17 protein-coding genes are annotated in these 22,170 nt (G+C 46.6%); 12 read left to right on the top strand and 5 right to left on the bottom strand.

What is annotated here, in order from left to right:
• Nucleotides 1–160: 160 nt before the first annotated feature.
• Both EXU57_RS21235 and EXU57_RS21230 read left to right on the top strand, forming a co-directional pair.
• Nucleotides 161–1,318 carry a zinc-dependent alcohol dehydrogenase gene (locus EXU57_RS21235; protein WP_133270277.1) on the top strand — a complete coding sequence of 386 codons (1,158 nt, stop codon included), beginning with the start codon at nt 161–163 and terminating at the stop codon, nt 1,316–1,318.
• An 11-nt stretch (nt 1,319–1,329) separates the two neighbouring features.
• Nucleotides 1,330–1,854, top strand: coding sequence for a hypothetical protein (locus EXU57_RS21230; protein ID WP_133270276.1), 525 nt, complete (start codon nt 1,330–1,332; stop codon nt 1,852–1,854).
• 473 nt (nt 1,855–2,327) lie between these two features.
• On the opposite strand, the gene EXU57_RS21225 is transcribed toward EXU57_RS21230, so the two are convergent.
• Together EXU57_RS21225 and EXU57_RS21220 are read right to left on the bottom strand one after the other, a co-directional pair.
• Nucleotides 2,328–3,878: a M16 family metallopeptidase gene (locus tag EXU57_RS21225; protein WP_133270275.1), complete on the bottom strand. Its 1,551-nt coding sequence runs from the start codon at nt 3,876–3,878 to the stop codon at nt 2,328–2,330.
• A 23-nt stretch (nt 3,879–3,901) separates the two neighbouring features.
• Nucleotides 3,902–5,254 (bottom strand): M16 family metallopeptidase, encoded by a 1,353-nt coding sequence (locus tag EXU57_RS21220; RefSeq protein WP_133270274.1) that lies wholly within the window; start codon nt 5,252–5,254, stop codon nt 3,902–3,904.
• Nucleotides 5,255–5,483: 229 nt separating this feature from the next.
• On the opposite strand from EXU57_RS21220, the gene EXU57_RS21215 reads away from it, so the two are divergent.
• The 7 genes from EXU57_RS21215 (at nt 5,484) to EXU57_RS21185 (ending at nt 14,547) form a co-directional block, all read left to right on the top strand.
• On the top strand, nt 5,484–5,828 hold the full coding sequence (locus EXU57_RS21215) for an ArsR/SmtB family transcription factor (protein WP_133270273.1): 345 nt from the start codon (nt 5,484–5,486) through the stop codon (nt 5,826–5,828).
• Between the two features lie 36 nt (nt 5,829–5,864).
• On the top strand, nt 5,865–6,311 hold the full coding sequence (locus tag EXU57_RS21210; protein WP_133270272.1) for an SRPBCC domain-containing protein: 447 nt from the start codon (nt 5,865–5,867) through the stop codon (nt 6,309–6,311).
• A 270-nt stretch (nt 6,312–6,581) separates the two neighbouring features.
• Nucleotides 6,582–7,616, top strand: coding sequence for an alpha/beta hydrolase (locus EXU57_RS21205; protein WP_133270271.1), 1,035 nt, complete (start codon nt 6,582–6,584; stop codon nt 7,614–7,616).
• Nucleotides 7,617–8,009: 393 nt separating this feature from the next.
• A complete protein-coding gene (locus EXU57_RS21200; RefSeq protein ID WP_133270270.1) occupies nt 8,010–10,364 on the top strand; it encodes an ATP-dependent helicase in 2,355 nt (784 codons plus the stop codon).
• A gap of 313 nt (nt 10,365–10,677) precedes the next feature.
• Nucleotides 10,678–11,277 (top strand): NifU family protein, encoded by a 600-nt coding sequence (locus EXU57_RS21195; RefSeq protein ID WP_133270269.1) that lies wholly within the window; start codon nt 10,678–10,680, stop codon nt 11,275–11,277.
• A 534-nt stretch (nt 11,278–11,811) separates the two neighbouring features.
• Nucleotides 11,812–12,246 carry an SRPBCC family protein gene (locus EXU57_RS21190; RefSeq protein ID WP_133270268.1) on the top strand — a complete coding sequence of 145 codons (435 nt, stop codon included), beginning with the start codon at nt 11,812–11,814 and terminating at the stop codon, nt 12,244–12,246.
• 186 nt (nt 12,247–12,432) lie between these two features.
• Complete coding sequence (locus EXU57_RS21185) at nt 12,433–14,547, top strand: gliding motility-associated C-terminal domain-containing protein (protein ID WP_165958231.1); 2,115 nt, start codon at nt 12,433–12,435, stop codon at nt 14,545–14,547.
• A gap of 116 nt (nt 14,548–14,663) precedes the next feature.
• On the opposite strand, the gene EXU57_RS21180 is transcribed toward EXU57_RS21185, so the two are convergent.
• Nucleotides 14,664–16,208 carry a bifunctional metallophosphatase/5'-nucleotidase gene (locus EXU57_RS21180; RefSeq protein WP_133270266.1) on the bottom strand — a complete coding sequence of 515 codons (1,545 nt, stop codon included), beginning with the start codon at nt 16,206–16,208 and terminating at the stop codon, nt 14,664–14,666.
• A gap of 295 nt (nt 16,209–16,503) precedes the next feature.
• Here EXU57_RS21180 and EXU57_RS21175 point away from each other — a divergent pair, with 295 nt between their 5' ends.
• The 3 genes from EXU57_RS21175 (at nt 16,504) to EXU57_RS21165 (ending at nt 18,845) form a co-directional block, all read left to right on the top strand.
• Nucleotides 16,504–17,244, top strand: coding sequence for a class I SAM-dependent methyltransferase (locus tag EXU57_RS21175; protein WP_133270265.1), 741 nt, complete (start codon nt 16,504–16,506; stop codon nt 17,242–17,244).
• A gap of 427 nt (nt 17,245–17,671) precedes the next feature.
• The gene (gene pnuC, locus EXU57_RS21170) at nt 17,672–18,295 is read left to right on the top strand and encodes a nicotinamide riboside transporter PnuC (RefSeq protein ID WP_165958230.1); all 624 of its coding nucleotides are present in this window, start codon (nt 17,672–17,674) and stop codon (nt 18,293–18,295) included.
• On the top strand, nt 18,282–18,845 hold the full coding sequence (locus EXU57_RS21165) for an AAA family ATPase (RefSeq protein ID WP_133270263.1): 564 nt from the start codon (nt 18,282–18,284) through the stop codon (nt 18,843–18,845). Before pnuC ends, EXU57_RS21165 begins: the two co-directional genes overlap by 14 nt.
• A gap of 3 nt (nt 18,846–18,848) precedes the next feature.
• On the opposite strand, the gene mtgA is transcribed toward EXU57_RS21165, so the two are convergent.
• Both mtgA and EXU57_RS21155 read right to left on the bottom strand, forming a co-directional pair.
• Nucleotides 18,849–19,562 (bottom strand): monofunctional biosynthetic peptidoglycan transglycosylase, encoded by a 714-nt coding sequence (mtgA, locus tag EXU57_RS21160; RefSeq protein WP_133270262.1) that lies wholly within the window; start codon nt 19,560–19,562, stop codon nt 18,849–18,851.
• A 460-nt stretch (nt 19,563–20,022) separates the two neighbouring features.
• Nucleotides 20,023–22,170 (bottom strand): T9SS type A sorting domain-containing protein (locus EXU57_RS21155; RefSeq protein ID WP_133270261.1); only part of this gene is annotated, 2,148 nt, incomplete at its 5' end.

Raw genomic sequence — 22,170 nt, 5'->3', positions numbered from 1 at the left:
TCAGGTTAGTGGAATGGTTTTTATGACGAATTTGATGTATATCAACAGACTCAGATATTGCTGTGCATGCTTTACAGGAATACCAGTTAATACCTAAGCTCAACCCTCTTAACAAACGGTATCATTCAATTACAAACACTCAAAAAAAGAAGGAGAACCTATGTTAGCAATGAATTTCAGGGGTCCTTTCAGGGTACGCGCCGATCGCAACAAACCGTACCCGGAAATTAAACATCCCAGCGACGCCATCGTGCGTGTAACCCGTTCTTGTATTTGTGGATCCGACCTTCACTTGTACCATGGTCTCGTGCCCGATACGCGTGTTGGGATGACTTTTGGTCATGAATTTACCGGTGTTGTTGAGGAAGTAGGTCCCGGAGTGGAAAAGCTTAAGGTAGGCGACCACATCATGGTGCCGTTTAACATCGCATGCGGATCCTGCCCGTTTTGCAGGCAGCAATTATTTGGTAACTGCCACGAGTCCAATCCGCAGGCAACTGCTGTTGGTGGCATATTTGGTTACTCCCATACTGCGGGCGGCTATGATGGCGGACAGGCAGAATATGTGCGTGTGCCGTATGCAGACGTAGGTCCGACAATTATTCCTGACTGGATGGATCTTGATGATGCTGTGCTGCTTACGGATGTGGTACCCACAGGTTACCAGGCTGCCGAAATGGGTGGTATCCGCAAGGGAGATACCGTTGTTGTGTTTGGTGCCGGGCCAGTGGGGATTATGGCTGCAAAATGCGCCTGGCTATTTGGTGCAGGCCGTGTGATTGTAATTGATCATATTGATTACCGACTTGAATTTGTGAGAAACTATGCGCAGTGCGAGGCTTATAACTTTAAAGAGATGGACGATCCGGTCGTGTTCCTGAAGAAGACGACTGGCTGGTATGGGGCCGATGTTTGTATCGATGCGGTAGGCTGCGAAGCTGCAGGCGACGCATTGCAATCGCTGGTAGGTCGCAAGTTGCCACTCACGGGCGGATCAGCAACGGCTTTACATTGGGCAATCAATTCGGTTAAAAAGGGTGGCATTGTTTCTATTGTTGGCGTGTACGGCCCGCTTGATGCTTTGGTGCCAATCGGCAACGTATTAAATAAAGGCTTGACCATCAGGGCCAACCAGGCTTCGGTTAAGCGACTACTACCACGGCTTATCGAACACGTTAGAGAAGGCCGTCTTAATCCAAAAGCCCTTATCTCGCATAAGATACCTTTGGAAGAGGTTGCTGAAGGATACCACATCTTCTCAGCAAAACGCGACAATTGTATTAAACCCGTTCTTATCCCACCTGCTGCCAGAGCATAAATTCATCTACCATGGAAAATAATGAAGATAAGTATGCACACATCAAAGGATGGGGCATCGATGCCGATCCTGAGAATGATCCCACGTACCCGATGAAAGATTGGAACGGTGCGGATCACGAACGCCTGAATTACGAGCCACCTCCACAACAACCGATTGATATAGAAATACTGCAGTCCATCGAACGCCCACGTCCCCCCGCAGTTTTCGGAACCTCCACACCTCCACACAGTTTAAGCGGGATGATCAGGAGATGGGCTTTTCGTTACAGCGAATCTACTTATGCGCACTGGGTTCCCCTCGTATTAGCTGACCGGATTAATGTTGTAGAAGGCTATATCGAAGATTTTGCAAAAGGCATTTTGCCGAATCCCTTTGCAGAGCGTGGCTGGCAGGCTGAATGGAAATACAACCGGAAAGATTTTGTTCAGAAAATAGCTATCGGTGTAGTTGTCACCGGCGCACTTGTTGCGATTTTATCACGCAAGAACAGAAAGAACAAAAAGAGTAAGCAATCCGTTTATTACAGTAGTTGATCATACAAAAGAGCCGGGCTAAACTCCCGGCTCTTTAATTTATGAGGCATCTTTTTGAATAGTATCGCGCGCACATCGGGGTTTATTGTCTGGACTCTTAGCCAACAATTACGGCAAATCCCCAGGCATTTGGCCGGAAAGCACATCTTACAATTCATCGCTATCAGTTTACTAAAGCGTTCTTTTAGGGACCATCATCTGGAATTCTACTGATCATCGTTACCTGCCCGGCTGACGCCAGTCGGACGCGGTGTTACTCTCTTGTACCTACAGTGTGTACACATCGGTATACGAACGCGGATAATACGGATTGAAATGATCTTAATCGGTTTTTGGCGAAAATCCATCTACTAAAACAATCCTTTTGCTACGGCTTTGAAATGAATAGATTTTCTGCTTCGCAGAACGATAAAGCGTACCTATATGTCAAAATGAATTCGGTCCAACAATCCGCTTTAACATTGATCCCTGAATTATTTAAATGTATCCTTACTGTCGACAATCTTAACCGCTTTTACATTCAATTTGTAGTTGGCAATCTTTTCGTCTTCATCGGTAATCGTTTTTGGAAGTCCCTCTTTTACGAGGTTCGAATAACTCATTGGCGATGGAGTATTGTTCTTTAATGCTTCAGCAAGCGGACCAACTTCACTGTCGTCGGTTACAATGGTAACAAACATGTTGTTTACCTGCCAGTACTTTTTCATTGCCCGGTTTACGTCATCCAACGTTAGCTTAGCCAATAGCGCATCCATCTCTTCAATATAATTTTTGCGTCCATAAAATCTGGCGTCCATCAGAAATCCAAGTTGCTTTTCCGGTGTCTGGATGTAGAGTTTGTTATAGCTTCTCAGGAAGTCACGGGTTGCCTCAAAATCCTCTTTATTCATTCCATTGGTAGCAAGTTCATCTACTTCCCTTATCGCGAGTCGTAGCGCAAAATGTGCATGACCAACCTGGATGTTGTTCAGTTCGGCATACTGCGCCTTTAAACCTTCTGCAATCTGCACGGGCCGTATCCAAAGCGAAAAATAGTTTGCCGACCGTGGCACTCCCGGTACCGGCAACATATTGTTCCCGCCGGCCTCGTACCATTCAATATAGGAATAATCACCATAGTTCATAGATCGCAGATTGCGTAATTTGTCGTACAACCTGCCATAACTTTTCCGATGTTCACCAAGCAGTGAGTTGGCTACCATCATCGCTGCAAAATCGTCGCTGGAGCGCGTAATTGAAAGCGAGGCACCCGTAAAAATTGCAGACCCAAGTGCATCCTTCTTGGAGATGATTTCCACCTGTATGCCATCAGGAACATTAGCCGGAACAATCTTTGGCTGTGCAGGTTTGCTATCTGGCAAAGCCAACATATCGGCTTTCAGTTTTGCAAGAAAAGCCGGGCTATAATTACCGGCAATACCAATGGTAAGGTTATTTCGCGTAAAATAGTTTTTGTAATGCGCCCGAACATCTTCCACCGTTATAGAACGAACACCTGCTACATTGCCATCTACCATGTGCTGGTAGGGAGTTCCGCGAAACAGAAGATCCTCCAAGGCGAGTTTGCTATAGTCTTCATCTGATGAAGCCCTTATCACCTGGTCAACATAATTTAACTGGTTGGACTTTACACGTTCAAAGTCTTCCGTAGCAAATGAAGGTGTAAGCATTAGTCCCTTAACTATGGGGTAGAACTTTTCCAGAAAGTCCTGGTGGACGGCAAAAGTAAATACAGAAACCTCTTTGTCAACGGTTGCATAATAACTGGCAGCCATGGGATAGATGATCTCACGTATTTGCTTATTGGTAAGCGTTTTGGTACCGGTTTCGGTTAGCGTGCCAGCAGTTACGGATGTTAGACCGGCTTTGCCCGCCGGGTCAGTTACGGAACCATTTTTAAACATCAACTTTATGATAACCTTATTCGACTGTGACTGCTTTAGTTCAACTACATCTTGTGCGGAGGCCGACGAGTTTGCGACAGCAAGCGACAGCATTAAAGCGGCTGATATGATAAATTTCATGATGATTTTCTTGGATTGAATAATTACTTAACACTTCCCTGTTCACCGGGGCCAATGGTGGCAATGGTGAGTGCGTCCGGGGTGAAATACTTTTTTGCAACGTTCATGATATCAGCTGCGGTCACTTTGTCGAACAATGCGTAAAAATTATTTATTGCTTCCGGGTTTCCTGTTAACCAGATCGCCTGGGCAAGGGTATTTGCAATCTGGTCGGGGCTATCGAGCCGCATCGCAAAACTGTATTTGATCAGCGATTTGGTATCCGCAAGCAGCTTCGCATTAACCGTTTTTGATTTTGCTTCCTCAAGCGCTTTCACCAAAGCATCTTTTACGTACTGCAGATCTGCAGCATTTACCACTGAGGCAGCTATCGTGATCAATTGTGCGTCCCGGGTTGATCCTGCGCCGCCGCCCAGGGAACGAACTTTTTGTTCTTTTACAACCAGCTGTTGGTACAGGTCGGAACTTTCGGCAAACAGGTAAGTCGAGAGGATATTTAATGCAGCAAGATCAACCGACCGATCTGAAAAGGCAGGTCCCTTATAGTTCAGGCTCAGGTAAGGCGGAAACGACGGATTGTTTACATGAGCATACCGGGTTCCGGTTTGTGGAGGTTCCGCTTCGATCACGGGTTTGTAGTTGCCCGGTTTCCAGTTGCCAAAGTATTTTTCCGCGTAGCGGTTTACATCCTGTTGCTTCACATCGCCTACTACAACAATCGTTGTGTACTCCGGGCGGTAAAAACGGTCGAAAAAAGTTAGCGAATAATTGTACTGGTTAGGCATGTCTACCACATCGGCAAAAAAGCCCATCGTAGTATGCTTATAGGTATGCTTATCAAAAGCAGTGTTGAGGGTTTTTTCATACAACTGTTGGTACGGGCTTGCGGAGTTTTTGGTGTATTCGCCTTTAACCGCCCCTGCTTCTGTCTTAAAATCGTGCTCCGAATATTTCAGGTTTTGAAAGCGATCCCCTTCGAGTTCAAACATTTTTTCGAGTTTCCCGGCATTACCGGTCATATGGTACAGAGTGCGATCCTGGGTGGTATTCGCATTCGCGGATGCACCAATTGACTTTAAGGCAACGTCGTAAGCTTCTTTTGAATACTTCTCCGTGCCCCTGAACATCACGTGTTCAAAAAAATGGGCAAACCCGGTTTTGCCAGCCTCCACTTCTTCGCGTGCTCCGGCACGTACCACTATATATAGTGAGGCCAGTCCCGGACTATTAAATGGCACGGTAACAACGTTCAACCCGTTTGCCAGCTTTTTTTGCTGAATAGGAAAGGGTAGAATTTTCTTTGCAGCCGATCCCTGGCTAAATGCCGCACCGCCAACGGACAGCAGTAACAGCAGCCCGAAAAATTGTTTTTTCATAAACCCCGATTGCTAATTTTTAATCATTTGGTTAAACCGACGGTTAATTTAGTAAATATCGACACCGGTAATTGTCTTCAGGCAAACATTTGCTAAAGAATAACCATTTTAACCCGGAACATAAGGAAGCGCACGTAGTTACATTATGCCCGGGAATAAACCGCATATCATTTGGTTTGCCAATACGAACAGCTACATTTGTAACTAAACGGTTACATAATTTCTCAATATGCGTAGAGATGTATTCCAGGCAATTGCTGACCCCACCCGGCGCGAAATCATCCAGGTGCTGGCAAAACAATCGCTAAACCTTAATGCAGTGGCCCAGCAATTTCAGATTAGCCGCCCGGCTATTTCAAAACACATAAAAATACTCACACAGTGTGGTCTTATAACCATACGCGTTCAAGGCCGGGAGCGGTATTGTGAGGCCAGCCTTGAAACGCTTTCGCAAGTTGCATCGTGGGTGGAGCAGTACAGGGTATTTTGGAACAACAAGCTTGATGCGCTTGGTGAGTTCCTGGAGTCGACATCCGGTACCAGTTCAAAACCAGGCTCAACAAACGAAGATTAAAGCCAGCAAAACCATTCATAACTAAAACTGAAACCGATGATCAATGAACCCTTTGTAATTGAAAGAACGTACCAGGCGCCAATCAGCAAGGTATGGGAAGCCATTACCAACAAAGCGCAAATGAAGCAATGGTACTTCGACCTCGCCGAGTTTAAACCCGAGGTAGGTTTTGAGTTCAGCTTCGAAGGCGGTCCTGAAGACAGGCAGTATTTACACCGGTGCAGGGTTACCGAAGTCATTCCGGGTAAAAAGCTCGCTTATACCTGGCGCTACGAAGGCTACGATGGGGATTCACTTGTAACCTGGGAACTGTTTAACGAGGCAGGAGCCACCCGTCTCAGACTTACCCATGCAGGACTTGAAACCTTTCCGGCAAATCCCGATTTCGCAAAAACCAACTTTGTGCAGGGCTGGACGGACCTTATCGGAACCCATCTTAAGGAATACCTCGGGAAAGATAATCAGCAAGGCAGCATTGTTTGATAACAGCACACATTGTGCTTAAAGGGAAGCAATCGTGAAAGGCATTGTTGTAGAAGCGCTTTTCAGCCAGTTGAATGCAAACCAGCCTGCCCTCTTGACATAGTCTTGCAAATGTTCTCGCGTCAAGCGGCAAGCACCAATTCGTGTAAGTATTTACCGGGGTTTTACGTGATCTTACAAAGGCTACCTGGACCTATAGCATTTTAGCTTTTACTGCAGCACAATCATATCACGGGCTGGATAAAGCATGTAGATTAGCCAAAAAATCAGATGCGTTATATCAAATGGCTTTTGCTCGCTGCTGCTGCTATGACCGGGGTTTACCTTTTCGGGCCTCAGCCGTCTGATCCTTTGTACCGGAAAGCGTTACCCGACGTGCCGTCGGGATCTCAGCAATTGGAACAATACGTTCAGCAGCTCGAAACCGCGAGAAAGATTAAACCGGGAAATAATGCCATGATCGTCTGGAACGACAGCCTCCGGCAGAAAACACCCTTTGCTATTGTATACCTGCATGGCTTTAGCGCCAGCCGTGAAGAAGGCAACCCTGTTCATATGAATATTGCCAGGAAGTTTGGCTGCAACCTCTACCTCAGCCGCCTGGCGGAACACGGCATAGATACCGTCGACGCAATGATCAACCTTACCGCTGATGGCTTATGGGAAAGTGCAAAGCAGGCCCTTGCGATTGGCCGCCAACTTGGTGAAAAGGTGATTATAATGGGCACCTCAACAGGTGGGAGCCTGGCCCTACAACTTGCGGCAACTTATCCTGATATTGCTGCATTGGTGCTGATGTCGCCAAACATCGAGATTAACAATGCTAAAGCAGGCATTTTAAATGATCCATGGGGTCTGGAGATTGCCCGCCAGGTCACCGGCTCGGAGTATAACTACGCAAAGAATAACACCCCTGAGTATAAGAAGTACTGGTATTACCAATACCGGCTAGAGTCGGCTGTTCAGTTACAGGAGTACCTCGAAACCGCAATGACAAAGGCGACTTTTGCGGCAGTGCGCCAACCTGTGCTTTCATTATACTACTACAGGGATGCGGAACACCAGGATCCCGTAGTTAAGGTTTCCGCGATCCGGCAAATGATGAAGCTGCTTGGAACACCGGCAAACCAACGAAGAGCGTTGTCGATACCCACCGCGGGCCATCATGTGCTTGGCTCCCACATCGTTTCACAGGATACCCCCGCGGTGGAAAAAGCGACCGGTGACTTTTTGGTGGAAGTTGTAGGAATGATGCCATCAACCCGCGCATCCCAACCCGGACCAGGTCTCCCCCTCCAACCTTGATAAAGGTATCTGCATATAAAAGAACTGCCATCCGCAAACCGGGGTTTTGAAACGAGCTCAGAACGACTTACCCGCCAAATGAGCCCGGCATGAAATTTACGTCTCATCACTCATATTTCATTGTTCATATCTCAATGTCGTTTACTTAAGCTTGTGCTCTGCAATAAAGCTGCGTATTGTAATGATAGTACAAGAGTGCGACGTAACAATGCTGAATAGAAATATCACAGTTAGGCCCAAAGTAATGTTCTTAAATAAACGACTCATCACTCATATTTCATTACTCATATCTCATCGTTCATATCTCATCACTCCTATCTCATGACTATATAAATTTCCCTCAACTTTTCAACGCCCCTTCTTTTCCACCATACCCGTTCGTACCTTCGCTGGATGCGGGATTACTTAAGTGAATTAAATGAAATGCAGCGGGAAGCCGTGATGCATAAAGACGGCCCCATTATCATTGTGGCGGGGGCGGGCAGTGGCAAAACCAAGGTATTGACCACCCGGATCGCACACCTGATGAGTGCCCACGGAGTTGATGCTTTTAACATACTTGCGCTTACGTTTACCAACAAAGCCGCAGCCGAAATGAAGGAGCGGGTGGAGAAGATCCTGGGCAACTCTGAGGCAAGAAACCTGTATATCGGCACCTTTCACAGCGTTTTTGCACGCATCTTAAGGGTTGAGGCTCCAAAAATGGGCTACCCGAACAACTTCACAATTTACGATACCGACGATAGCCGAAGCGTACTCAAAACGGTCATCAACGAACTTAACCTCGACGATAAGCACTACAAACCAAGCGTAGTGCACAACCGCATATCAAACGCCAAAAATGCGCTGGTTGGTCCCGCAGACTACGAGCACGATTACCACATTTCGCAGGAAGATGCCCGCAGTAACCGGCCCATGATCGGCGAAATCTATAAGCGTTACGCGGCAAGATGTTTCAAAAACGGGGCAATGGATTTCGACGACCTGCTCTTTAAGTTTTATGAGCTACTGCGCGATTTTCCCGAAGTGTTGCACAAATACCAGCACAAGTTCCGGTACGTTATGATCGATGAGTACCAGGATACCAATGGCGCCCAATACCAGGTGATCAAATTACTTGCAGCTGTGCATGAAAACATTGCGGTGGTGGGCGACGACGCTCAAAGTATCTACAGTTTTCGCGGGGCAACGATCGAAAACATTCTCCAGTTTCAAAAAGATTACGACGACGTAAAAGTGGTGAAGCTGGAGCAAAACTACCGCAGCACCCAAAACATACTGAATGTCGCCAACGAGGTTATCAAAAATAACAAGGGTCAAATACCCAAAAACCTGTGGACAGACAATACCACCGGCGAAAAGATCAGGCTGGTTAGAACGGTTACAGACAACGACGAAGGCAAGTTTGTAGCCGACACCATACAGGAACAAAAGCTCAGGAACCATTATTTCAACCGTGACTTTGCAATCCTGTACCGTACAAACGCCCAAAGCCGTTCATTTGAGGAGAGCCTCCGCAGGATGGGCATTCCCTATCGCATTTATGGCGGTGTAAGTTTCTACCAGCGTAAAGAGATCAAAGACATCCTCGCTTACCTGCGCGTGATAGTTAACCCCAACGATGAAGAAGCGCTAAAACGTATCGTCAACTACCCAATCAGGGGTATCGGCAAAACGACGATCGAAAAATCGGTAACGATCGCAAACGATAAAAAGATCAGCATGTGGCAGGTGCTTGAGTCTGCGGGCCAAAACGGCTTCAAAGGCGCAACACTTGAGGCCATCGGCAACTTCGTCGTAATGATAAAATACTTTCAGAGCCTGTTGACCGATAAAAATGCATACGACGTTGCCGTGCAGGTGGGCAAGCACACCAATATTGTAAAAGAACTGTTTAACGACAAAACCACCGAAGGACTCGCGCGGTACGAAAACATACAGGAGTTGTTGAACTCGATAAAAGAATGGACGGAGAGCCCAAGCAACGACGACGGCGAGCTGGGTGAAAAGAACCTGGGCAGCTACCTGCAACAAATTACCCTGCTCACCGATGCAGACGACGATAAAGAGAACAGCGACGTTGTGAAGCTGATGACCATACACGCTGCAAAAGGTCTTGAGTTTGCCTGCGTATTTGTAGGTGGTATTGAGGAAACCCTTTTTCCAAACGGCATGGCCATTAATACCAGGGAGGAACTTGAAGAAGAACGGCGGTTATTTTACGTAGCCGTAACCCGGGCCAAAAAGCATCTCTGGCTAACGTATGCCAACACCCGTTACCGTTTTGGCCAGCTCGTACAAAACGAACCCAGCAGGTTTATTGAAGAAATGCCGGCCGAATACATCGACAGGAGTTTTTCTGGCGGCGGTGCCCGGAACCAAAGCAACGGCTTTGCACAGGGAACCGCATTTGAACGAATGAACCGGGGTTTTCCCGATGCTGGCTGGAAGAGCAGCGGTGCTAAAGTAGCCGAGAAGTATGGACCTCCACCAGCAGCAAAACCATCTTATATGCCTGCTGCGGCACCTACTCCTAAAGTGGTGACACACGTACCCAGCACCGACTTTGTGGCAAGCGACACCACTGGTTTACAGGCAGGGCAAAAGGTAGAGCACCAAAAGTTCGGCTTTGGATCGGTGCTGAAGATGGAAGGTTCGGCGCACAACCCGATTGCAACCGTTAAGTTCGAGCACAATGGCGAAAAAAAGATCATGCTCAATTATGCGAAACTGAGGATTGTTGAATGACGGCAGTAAAGACCGAAGTTGATTTGTTCCGGGTTTGGCTCTCCTGGTGATTACGCAGCGGCAACTTAGCTGATAAATTTTAACGTTCCGGAAAAAGGCTTCAAAACCGTAGTTACGGCCTGCCGCAGCGGATGTTTACGGTTTGCATGCCCCTGAAAAGGCCGATACAAGCCCTGTTTCAGGCAAACGGCTGTTCAGCAAACAAAACGGTCGTAACGATGTATTTGGAATTCGGGGACTTTAGCAAAATCATGTATGGTATATTATCCAGCGTATTTGTTATTTTTGTGTGGCAGATCTAAATGAATTTTTTATGATTAAAACAGGAAACCCGGTGATAAGCATATATACCGAAATGACGCCAAACCCCGAGACAATGAAGTTTGTGGCGAATAAGCTGCTTTATCCTGGTAAAAGCATCGACTTCCCTGATGAGAGCACAGCTGCACCTTCACCTCTTGCAACAGAACTATTTAGTTTTCCCTTTATAAAGAGCGTATTTATTGCTAGTAACTTCGTTACCCTCACCAAAACGTCGGACACCGATGATTGGCAGGATGTAATTCCAACCATTAAGCAATTTCTAAAAGACTATCTCGAAAACGGTGGTCCGGTGATCAACGAAGAACAAATCGTTGTTACAAAAGCCGACGGCGGCAATGTCGTAAATGCAGATGACGACGATGTTGTTAAGCGTATTAAGGAGCTCCTCGAAAACTATGTAAAACCTGCTGTCGAAATGGACGGAGGTGCGATCCAGTTTAAAAGCTACGACGATGGTGTAGTAAACCTGATGTTACAGGGAAGCTGCAGCGGTTGTCCTTCGAGTATGATTACATTGAAGGCCGGGATTGAAGGCATGATGAAGCGGATGATACCCGAAGTAAAAGAAGTGGTTGCAGAAGCCGAGTAATTGTTTGTGATGTTTACTATAATGGAAGCGTCTCCTTTTGGAGGCGCTTTCTTTGTTTAGGCGGGAGGGTATTACTCCAGCTGTTGTATAATGCCAGGTGACTATCTAACAACCCGTTACATGGGCACAATGATGCCCATTTGACTGCTTGCTACTCGTTCTCCAAAAGTGCCCTGGACAAAGGAATGAGTCTTGAACCAAAGACCCTTAGCTTAGTATTCACCGCTTCTAAAATTTACACCAACCGCATACCGCTTACCAGGTTAGGCTCGCCGGTAAATTGCACTTACCTGCACCGATTTCTATAACTTACCCGGTAAAGACATCAACCTAAAACCACTCCAGAACGTACTTCAATAAGATTGTCGATGCAATGATGGTCGGTGGAATGGATTTTACAATGGCCCGCCAGCAAAGGGTCGCCATTTAGATGATAGGTAGCATACCAGCAGGCGCAACCTTTTCCTGGTATTTTGACTCACTGCGGGAAAGCCGGACAAGATGGCTGCCGACTTGCCCGCTCAAAATGCACACATGAAATACACAAACGAGATCGGCATCAACCTGCCTTTAAACCGGGTGGTCGAGATTTTCGACAACCCGGATAACCTCCCAAAGTGGCAACCCGGTTTAATCAGCTTTAAAAACCTGAGTGGTACTCCCGGCCAGGTAGGCGCAAAGTCGCTACTAAAGTACAAGATGGGCAAACGCGAAATAGAAATGGTAGAGACCATCACCAAACGAAACCTGCCGCAGGAATTCATCGGCACCTACGAAGCAAAGGGAGTATTCAATAAGGTATGCAACAAATTTATTCCCCTTTCAGAAAACCGCACACGGTGGATAGCTGAAACCGAATTTAAGTTTACCGGTTTTATGCGACTTGTCGGCTGGCTAATGCCAGGGAGCTTTAAAAAGCAATCAAAACGATTTATGGACGACTTTAAGGTATTTGCCGAAAGCCTATAAGAACTCCACTTAAGGAGGCTATCTGCAGGTATACCAACTTTAAAAAACTTTCATTATCACAGCTTATTTCTATTAATTTTATAGACCCCCGTATTTTCTTATCTACCTTAATCCGGAATGCTGCAATAAATGAACACCACGAGATCATACGCTTGCCTTTTTCTTGTTTTCATGATTTCCGGATTTATGTCTAACGCATACGCCCAGTTGGGGGCATGCCCGCCCAACATCGGGTTCGAAGACGGCTCATTTAACAAATGGGAATGCTTTTCGGGCAAAGTAACCGGAACCGGTTTAATCGATGTTCCCGCGATTGGTTCCATGAGCAATGTTCACACGATATCCGACAACAACGGGCCGCAAGCCGTTGATCCATATGGTAAGTTCCCGGTAAATTGCCCCAACGGAAGCCGGTACTCAATTCGCCTTGGTAACGATCAAAATGGTGCCCAGGCTGAACGGGTGAGTTATACGTTCAATATTCCGGCAAATATGAACGACTATAGTATAATCTATAATTATGCAGTTGTTTTTCAAAATCCTAATCATGCCGAATTTCAACAGCCCAGGTTTACGTCCCGGGTTTTTGATGTTACCTCAAACCAGTACGTAAGCTGCGGATCTTTTGAATTTGTTGCTTCGTCAAGTTTGCTGGGGTTCCAGCAGTCATCGCTGGGGCAGAATGTATTTTACAAACCCTGGTCGCCAATTACAATCAACCTTAATGGATACGCCGGAAAAACCATCCGTCTTGAATTCACAAATAACGACTGTACGCTGGGCGGCCACTTTGGCTATGCGTATCTTGATGTAAATGAAAATTGCAGTACACCCATTACGGGCAACATCTACTGTAATGGCTCCGACTCGTTAAGGCTGAAAGCACCCTTTGGGTTCCAGCAATACCGCTGGTTTAACGCAGACTTTTCCCAGGTGCTCGGTACAACCAATACCTTGTTGTTAGCACCGCCACCGCCGCCCAATACAACCTTCGGACTTGAAATTGTTCCTTATCCAAACCTGGGCTGCAAAGACACCTTATATTCAACCGTTGTACTGTCGCCGGAGTCTTTTGTGTTCCAGGTGCGTGATACGGTAGAGGCTTGTGCCTTCTCGAGTGTTGACCTTACTGCCCCTGCCGTAACCTCCGGCAGTTCGCCTGGTTTAACCTACTCCTATTTCCGGGATATTTCCGAAACGGAATACTTAGCCAATCCGAATGCCGTTAAGCAAAGCGGCACCTACTATATCAAGGCAGTAAACGCTACCGGCTGCAACGACATCAGGGCAGTCACTGTACTGATCCGCAATCCGCCTTCGTTACTGGTGACAAATCCCCCCGAAGCTTGTAGTCCTGCAACGGTTGACCTTACAACAAGTTTAGTTACCGTTGGCAGCGATCCCGGCCTCGTATTTTCTTATTGGCGGGACTCCCTCGCCACTACCCGGGTAGCTAATCCTGAAAAGATTGACCAGAATGGCACGTTTTATATCAGGGCACAAAACTCCATTGGCTGTCATGTAACCAGGTCTGTACGTGTGAGCATAGCTATAATGAACTTAGTGAACCAGACTAGCTGTGGTAATGTAGACCTTACCCTAAGACCGGTTACCGAAGCCAGCTCACCCGGCCTCACCTATACTTATTTTAAAGATCCGGGTGCAACAGAGGCTGTACCCGATCCAAAGTTGGTGAGTAGTTCCGGAACATATTATATTAAGGGTACAAACACAACAGGTTGTTCAATTGTACAACCAGTATTGGTAACGGTCAATCCTTTGCCGGTAATAAATGTAATCAATCCGGTTCCGGTGGTCTTTCCGGCTACGGTTAATGTTTCCACGTCGTTCGCCAATACCCCGGGTGTCGATTATACATTCTGGAGCAATCCAGCTGCAACATCATCAACCATACAACCAACTGCGATTGGTACATCCGGAACATATTACATTAGGGCACGCAACCAGTTTGGCTGCCTGGCCACACAACCGGTTGTGGTGGTGATTAGCCCTCCGCCATTGCCAAAAATCGTGGCCCCAAATGCGTTTTCACCCAACAACGATGGCATCAACGATGTTTTCCGGCCGGTAATCGACGGACAAATTGCGCAATATTATCTCAGGATCATGAACCGCTATGGCCAGGAAGTATTTGGCACCCCGGATATCACACGTTACTGGAATGGTAGCCTTAATGGCAATAAGCTCCCGGTTGGAACCTATTACTGGATATTTGAGGGTACAGATTTATACCGCGAATCTAAGGTGACCCAATCAGGGTCCGTCACCCTGCTTCGTTAGTTTTCACTGGAGTTTAGGTTTACACACTATTCGGGGTAGCTGCCAAATCCTACATTACTTACCCCATTACAGTGGATTATATGAGCGCTTACAATGGCGGCAGGCTTAGCAGCTGCTTACTTTTTCTTCAGGAATTTAACTACTGCAAGCCTTAGGTCAGCCTTAGGATTATCAACCCCGGTTTCGGCATCGTATACTTTAACTATGTCGGGATTGTCTTTAGTCAAAAAGCCAAGATTTGTTTCCCCTCCTGTAAGCAGAAATTCGGACATTGCCACCCGGTAAGTACGGTAAACATCAAGCGGCTGGTTGCCCACTCTCCAACTACGGTTGGCGGCATTGTAATTTACGGGTTGCGCCTGCAGGTACCCGCCAAGGTTCACATTGTTCCGGCCTGCTTCTAAAATCCTTTGAAGTAGTATTCCTTTCATATCCACTTCCCGGATACCTCCGCCAAACGGAAGTGTGCGAATAATATCATATTGGGTAAGTGGTGGAAGTAAAATATCGTCTACCCTGATTGACCCTGCATTCATCAGCACAATATCAGCCTGGGGACAAGCCTCGGCCATCGCAGCGGTAATCAGTGCCGTTAAGTTTGTCTGGCCCCTACGAACCTCCGCCTCTCGTCCATCCAGCGGGGCAGAATTTTGAAGGATCACCTCCTTTGCATTAAAGCCCAGTGATGCATAATTACTGTCGGCGATGCTTACCCATTTTTGCACCACTTCGTTGGTTGTGCGGTCGAGACCAAAAGTTTCATTCAGGTACTTGAGTTCGGGCTTTACTTCGGTCTGGCGCTTCTTTTTATTGATTTGCAGCTTTACCACATAGGCCGACTTAGCATTCGCATGCGCTTTCGTGATGTACACATTGCCTGCCTTTTCTAAACGCATGTCGTGCTCATGTCCACCAAGTATGGCCGCAAGCCAGGGAATTTCTTTCGCCAGCCGGATGTCATCGTCCACAAGTTGATGTGTGATCGCGACGACGGCATCAACGGTGTCTTTTAAAGCGTTGTATAAGGTTTTAGCCGTTGCAATGGGGTCTGTGTAGGTTACATGGTTCGCTTTATTAAATGGAAGTGTTAGCCCGATGAATCCAACCTTGGCTGTTGTGCCGTCGGCATCCTTCACACGCAGTACAAACGTTTGCGGAAACGGGGGAGGATTAGAGATGTTCGTTTTTTCAAACGGTAGGGTCTGACCTTTCACCAGGTGAAATGTATTGGAAGCAATCCACTGAAACCCCGACTCATTTATCCGATCCTGTAGCTCTGTTTCATTAATGTCGAACTCATGGTTGCCGAATACGACAAAATCCATCCCTGCAGCATTCATCGCATCTACCATCTGCCGTCCCCGCACCCGTTTTCCTTCGTACGATAAACTATTGTAAACCGATGGGCTCAAAAAGTCTCCCGCCATAACAAGAAAAGTGTTTGGATTGGCTTGCTGGTACTGCTTCTTTAAAGTTGCTACCCTTGCCATTCCGCCCTCTTTTCCGCCCGCAAGCGGCGCTATCTCGTATACATCATTCACCTGTACAAACACCACTTCTATTTTGCCATCGTCTTTCGAACCTGTTGCCCGCCTCGATCCTGTACACGCAAGCCCTGTAGCTATAATTATTAAATAAGTCAACCGGAGATACTGCTTCATAAATAGGGTTATAACGGGCAAGATAAATAGTATTTACCCTAAAACATATAGCATCTTGGGGCGATTTACCAACCCTGATCCCTGTTGCCTAACCTGGATTCCTGCATGTTGTGCTTTTTGTAATTCCCCGTTTCAGCAGGTATCAATCTTGTTTGCATCATGTACAATTAAGAGCGTCCCTTCCCGGACTCCAGCACTAAGCAAACAGATATGCGGGTTAGTCAAGGGTGCTTTCACCATGGCATACCAAAACCGCTATAGTAGTCAGTCCTTAACTTGCACCTAATTACCGCTTATGAAAGATCTCTTTTCTAAACAGGCCAACGAATATTCAGCATTTCGCCCATCCTACCCACAGGCACTTTTCGAATACCTGGTAACCCTTGTACCATCTCTTCAATCTGCCTGGGATTGTGGCACGGGTAACGGCCAGGTTGCCGGTGTGCTGGCCGGGTACTTTCATCAGGTTTATGCAACCGACATCAGCCCCCGGCAGCTGGCAAAAGCGGTACAAAGAGAAAACCTTTTCTATTCGGAGCAGCCGGCAGAACAAACCAATTTCCGGCAGGCCCAATTCGATCTTATTACTGTAGCACAGGCAATACATTGGTTCAACTTCCAATGTTTTTACAATGAGGTCAGGAGAACACTAAAGGCGGGTGGTATCCTGGCTGTTATCGGTTATGGCTTGTTGAAATCAGCTACGAACCTCGACGATATCATCAGTGAATTCTATTCAGCTAAGGTGGGTAGGTACTGGGATGAAGAACGCCGCTACATTGATGAGGAATACCGCAGCATACCTTTTCCTTTCGTTGAGTTGCAAACCCCGCACTTTCAAATGGAGGTAGAATGGTCAATCGAGCAATTAATTGGCTACTTCAATACCTGGTCTGCCGTTCAGCATTATATGGAGGCCATGGGAAATAACCCGGTAGACGAAATCAGCGACAAAATTAGAGAAGCATGGGGCCCGGCAGACAAACGTAAATTCATCTTCCCCATTTTACTCCGCATTGCCCGGGCCGGTGAATGAAAACAATGCGGGCGTTCCCCAAGCTGCGCAAGGGTCAGGCTTTCCGCTACTACTCCGCCACAAGGCTATGCTGCAGCAACCCTCAGCGGGGTAGCCGCTTCAATCCTTAACGCAGTGCATGCTGCAAGATTAGCCGTACCCGAAAACTTTTACTGCCCACAGTTGTCCAAAACAACAATCGCACTTCGGTAAGCTATGCGCCAACTCAGGCTTGCAACTGAACTTTTACGCTAAATGGCAAAGCAATTCGAATCGTGTAACGAATTACATAAGGGTATTTTATCAAACCTCAACGGGGTGTGGTATTGTCCGGAAGCTCTGGGCGATAAGATTTTCTTGCCTTAACTAACCCTTCGAAAAACCCCGCATTTATTCAACGTTTGCAGATGATTAAGCCCTCGCCGGTATCTTTACAAAAACAGCTGCTTTGGGTGAAACAGCACAACGCTTTTTTGAAGGTCTAAGACAAACTACCTTACTCGAGTTTATAGCTGTGCTCTCAGGCATAGCAAGTGTTTGGTTTTCTAAAAAGGAAAATATATTGGTTTACCCTACAGGCCTTGTAAATACAACTATTTACATCTACCTAAGTTTAACCGGGAATCTGTTCGGAGAGGCAAGTGTTAATTTCTACTATACCATCATGAACATCTATGGATGGGTGCTCTGGTCAAAAAAGGACCAGGATCACAACAACCTGCTGATCATAAAACATAGTTCCGGTAAGGAATGGGTTCTCCAGCTGGTGTTTTTTGGCGGATTTTACCTGCTCATCTTTATGCTTTTGTCGTATCTGAAAGCCGACTTTGCGCCGGGGGCTTTACCCGCTGCCGATGCATTTGCCTCGGCCACTGCCTATACGGGTATGTGGCTCATGGCAAAAAAGAAGGTAGAAAGCTGGTACTGGTGGATTGCAACTGATATCGCCTCTATCCCATTATACTTTACAAAAGGGTTCGTGTTTACCAGTTTTCAGTTTATGATCTTACTCGTCCTCGCCATCCCCGGACTAATCTCCTGGCACAAAAAAGCGGCATATGCAAGCAATTAAAAAGATTGTAGTTATCGGTCCGGAGAGTACCGGCAAAAGCACCCTTTGCAAACACCTTGCGGATCACTACAACACCATCTGGTGTGAGGAATATGCCAGGGCATACCTGTTAAAACACGGAACCAATTATACCTATGATCAACTCCTCGATATCGCGAAGGGCCAGGTGGAGTTAGAGGACAACTGTACACGTAAACTACAGGAACGCACAGAAACTTCGGCCAGGCATAAACCTTTTCTCTTTATCGACACCAACATGTATGTGATGAAAGTTTGGTGTGAATTCGTTTTTGGTAAATGCCACCCGTTTATTCTCGAAGAAATTATGCAACGAAAATACGACCTGTACCTGCTTTGCAATACCGACCTGCCCTGGGTAAAGGATGAACTCCGCGAATACCCTGATCCAGAGACGCGTGACAAACTTTATCGTCTTTATCTTGGAATCCTGGAGAACCAGCCGGTACCATGGATACACATTACCGGAAATAACAGCGAAAGAACTGCGGCAGCAATCAACGGAATCGATAGCCTTTTCGGAGCGATATAACGCCTAGCGAATAAGCTTTTGAACATCGGGGTCGTCACCAATATTCACCATTTGACGTAAGATGTGCCTGTGCTTCCACCGAACCCAGGAACTCATTGGCTTTACCGTATATTTTTTGGGGTTTGGAAGGCAGGCAATAATCATAGCTGCTTCAATCCTGTTGACATTCGCGGCCGCTTTTTTAAAATACGCTTGTGATGCCGCTTCGATTCCAAATATGCCGGGTCCCATCTCGGCAATATTCAAGTAAACCTCTAATATCCTTCGCTTACCCCAGATCCACTCGATCATAAAAGTGAAGTAAACTTCGGGAAGCTTCCGGATGTACCGCGTAATCCCGCTTCCCTGCCACAAAAACACGTTTTTCGCAACCTGCTGAGAAATGGTACTGGAACCTGCACCCCGAACCTTATTCTTTTTGCGTGGATTGCCCTTCAGGCTTTTTTCCAGTGACTTCCAGTCAAAACCATTATGATCGGGAAACAACTGGTCCTCGCTTGCCATAGCGGCCAATTTCGCATACGGGGAAATTTGTTCCATGTCGACATAATCCCTTTTTAAACCGTAGCCGCTAACGGCACTACCCAGTTGTGTGAGCGTAACTGGCGGCATTATCCATTTGCAAATAACCAGGTAAATAAAAGACGTAACAATACCCCAGAGCAGGATCTTAAAAACAAGACGAAAGATTTTCCCAAAAAAGTCCCTGACGGTCATACGTTGTAAATATGCGGCAAGATAGGGGTATCAGCTAAAATCAGGCGTGATTTCAGGAGCCTTGAAACTGGTTTTATTCACCTATGGCGTGCGAAGTTTTGACGGGCATGGCGTCATGTCGTCCGTGGCCAGTAAACTGCACCTGCTATTCGACTACAAAAAGTCGTATTGGTAGTTGTCAGCAGATTCAGGTCGTACACCACAGCTGTTGAATTTGGGTCCAACAATGTCAAACGCTGTGGTCTCATCCGGTTAATGCAGTGCTTCGCAAAACGTTGCACATAGTTGTTCCGCGCTAACCTGGCGCATCCAAAACAACAAACCCTTCCGCAGTCCCTGGATAAATGCCTCAGGATATCATTTCATGGCTCAAGCCAAATGTGTTGGAGACAGGCTCAGATGGGTACAAACAGGAAAAGCCACCATTTAGGTAGCTCTTCCTGTTGTATGTTTTATCAAACTAGTGTGCTAAAACAAATTTTGTTGTCCTTACTCCTTCGGCTGTAATCAACTTGACCAGGTACATTCCGGCAGGTTGGCTGCGCAGGTTGAAACGTACCATCAGGGAAGCTGTTTTACCAGTGAGGCCGACGGACTTTTGTTCGATCACTGTGCCATTATTGTTCAGAATTTGAACAGTTGCCTGTGGAGCTTTCAAATCGTACACCTGAACGGTAAAGTCGCCATTCGTTGGGTTTGGATATACTTTAAGTTGCTCAACAACGATTGCAGGCACTGATGGTTCTGTTCTGCTGAACTGAGGACGAACCCCCTGTGAATTACATACACCAAGCGGGTTTGAAACGAACACCTTGGCCATAGCTTTGGCAACATTGCCATAAATATCGGTGGCAGTTACCATCACGGTGTTTCCGGTATCATCTTTTGTATCGAAGTTAAAGCTACCAGCTAGGTATGGAACCGAGTTAGGGTTCTCAAGTGTGTAGGTATTGGTTGGATAGCTAAAGCCTTCAAACACGTTGGAGCCGTAGAAAGCCATGTGACCAAAGCTGATTGCACCTTTTGCAGAGTCTCCAAATGGATATACTGTTCCAGGGTTCACCAGCACATTTCCGTTCAGTTCATAAATGTTGTAACCTTTTGCTACAATCAGGTAATCCCCAACAGGTAATGTCACAGGCGCGATCGTTTTAAACCGGAAGTTGTTCATGTAATTGTCCGCAGTACCGGAGATCAATGCATCGAGGCCGGGCACGATTGTCATGGTGCGTTTATCAAAAATTGCTACGCGCACTGCACCATTAAAGTGACCTTTTATACCATCACCCTGGTGATCAAACGCACCAAGCTGGGTGATCACAATTCCTTTTGGATCGTTAACCCGGAAATCAGTACCCAGCTCACCAGCAAACACCTGGTTACCCATGTTTGTGTTTGCCACATAAGCCTGGTGGGTTGTGTTTGCAGTTCCCTGGTCAAAGTTGGCACAAGTAAATGTGTTTGGCGATACCGTGTAACTTGCTGTGTTCACTGAACAGTTGTCGGTTACAGACTGAATAACATCAGCAGGCTGAATGGTTGCCGTACCGTTTGCATCCAGGCTCACGGTCACATTCTTAGTGATGATCACCGGTGCAATTGTATCAAGAACGGTTAACTGAGCATTAGCTGTAGCAACATTTCCTTTCGCATCCTTCGCGGTAATGGTTACCATGTTGGAGAATGATGCTCCGGATGTGTAATTAAATGAACCTGCGAGGTATGCCGCCACGTTAGGGTTCTGAAGTGAGTAGGTATTGGTTGGATACCTGAAGCCTTCAAACTGGTTCTCACCATAATAAGCATTGTTTCCAAAGGTAACTGCACCGTTACCCGCATCACCAAACGGATAAACTGTTCCGGCACCAATGAGCACGTTGCCATTCAGTTCATAGATATTGTAACCTTTTGCAACGATCAGGTAGTCGCCTGCAGGAAGGGTTACAGGAGTGATGTTTTTGAAACGGTAGTTGTTCATATAACTATCACCTGTACCGGATACCAAAGCATCCAGTCCCGGAACAATACTCATGGTCTTCTTGTCGAAAATCGCAACCCTAATGGCACCGTTGATGTGTCCCTTAATACCATCACCCTGGTGGTCAAATGCACCAAGCTGGTTGATTACAATACCGCCGGCATTTTTTACCTGGAAGTCCATGCCAAGCTCACCTGCAAATACCTGGTTACCCGTATTGGTGTTTGCGATGTAGGCCTGGTGATTTACCGGGCTTCCGCCGGCAATGTTTGCGCAGCTAAAGGTATTCGGAGAAACCGTTACGCTGGTTGGATCAAGTGCACAGTTATCGGTTAAGGATTGGATCACATCTGCAGGCTGAATTGAAGCAACCCCATTTGGCCCAATATAAACTGTCGCATTTTTCGCGATGATTACAGGCGGAACATTATCATTGTCGCAATTCACACCATCGTCGTTGCTGATCGTACCAACACCCTGGCCATCTGCTATAACCGCCCCGGTTACACCTGTTACATTCACAAAGAATGTTTCGTTAGGCTCAACAGTATTGTCGCCATTTACGGTAACATCAAAAGTATAAGTTGAAGCTCCCGCAGGTATAGTTTGGTTTGTAAGCGAGCGTGCAAC

This window comes from Segetibacter sp. 3557_3 (assembly GCF_004354985.1).
Taxonomy (GTDB): domain Bacteria; phylum Bacteroidota; class Bacteroidia; order Chitinophagales; family Chitinophagaceae; genus Segetibacter.
Note: the sequence above shows the minus strand (reverse complement) of the source record. Positions and strands in the feature narration are given on the sequence as shown.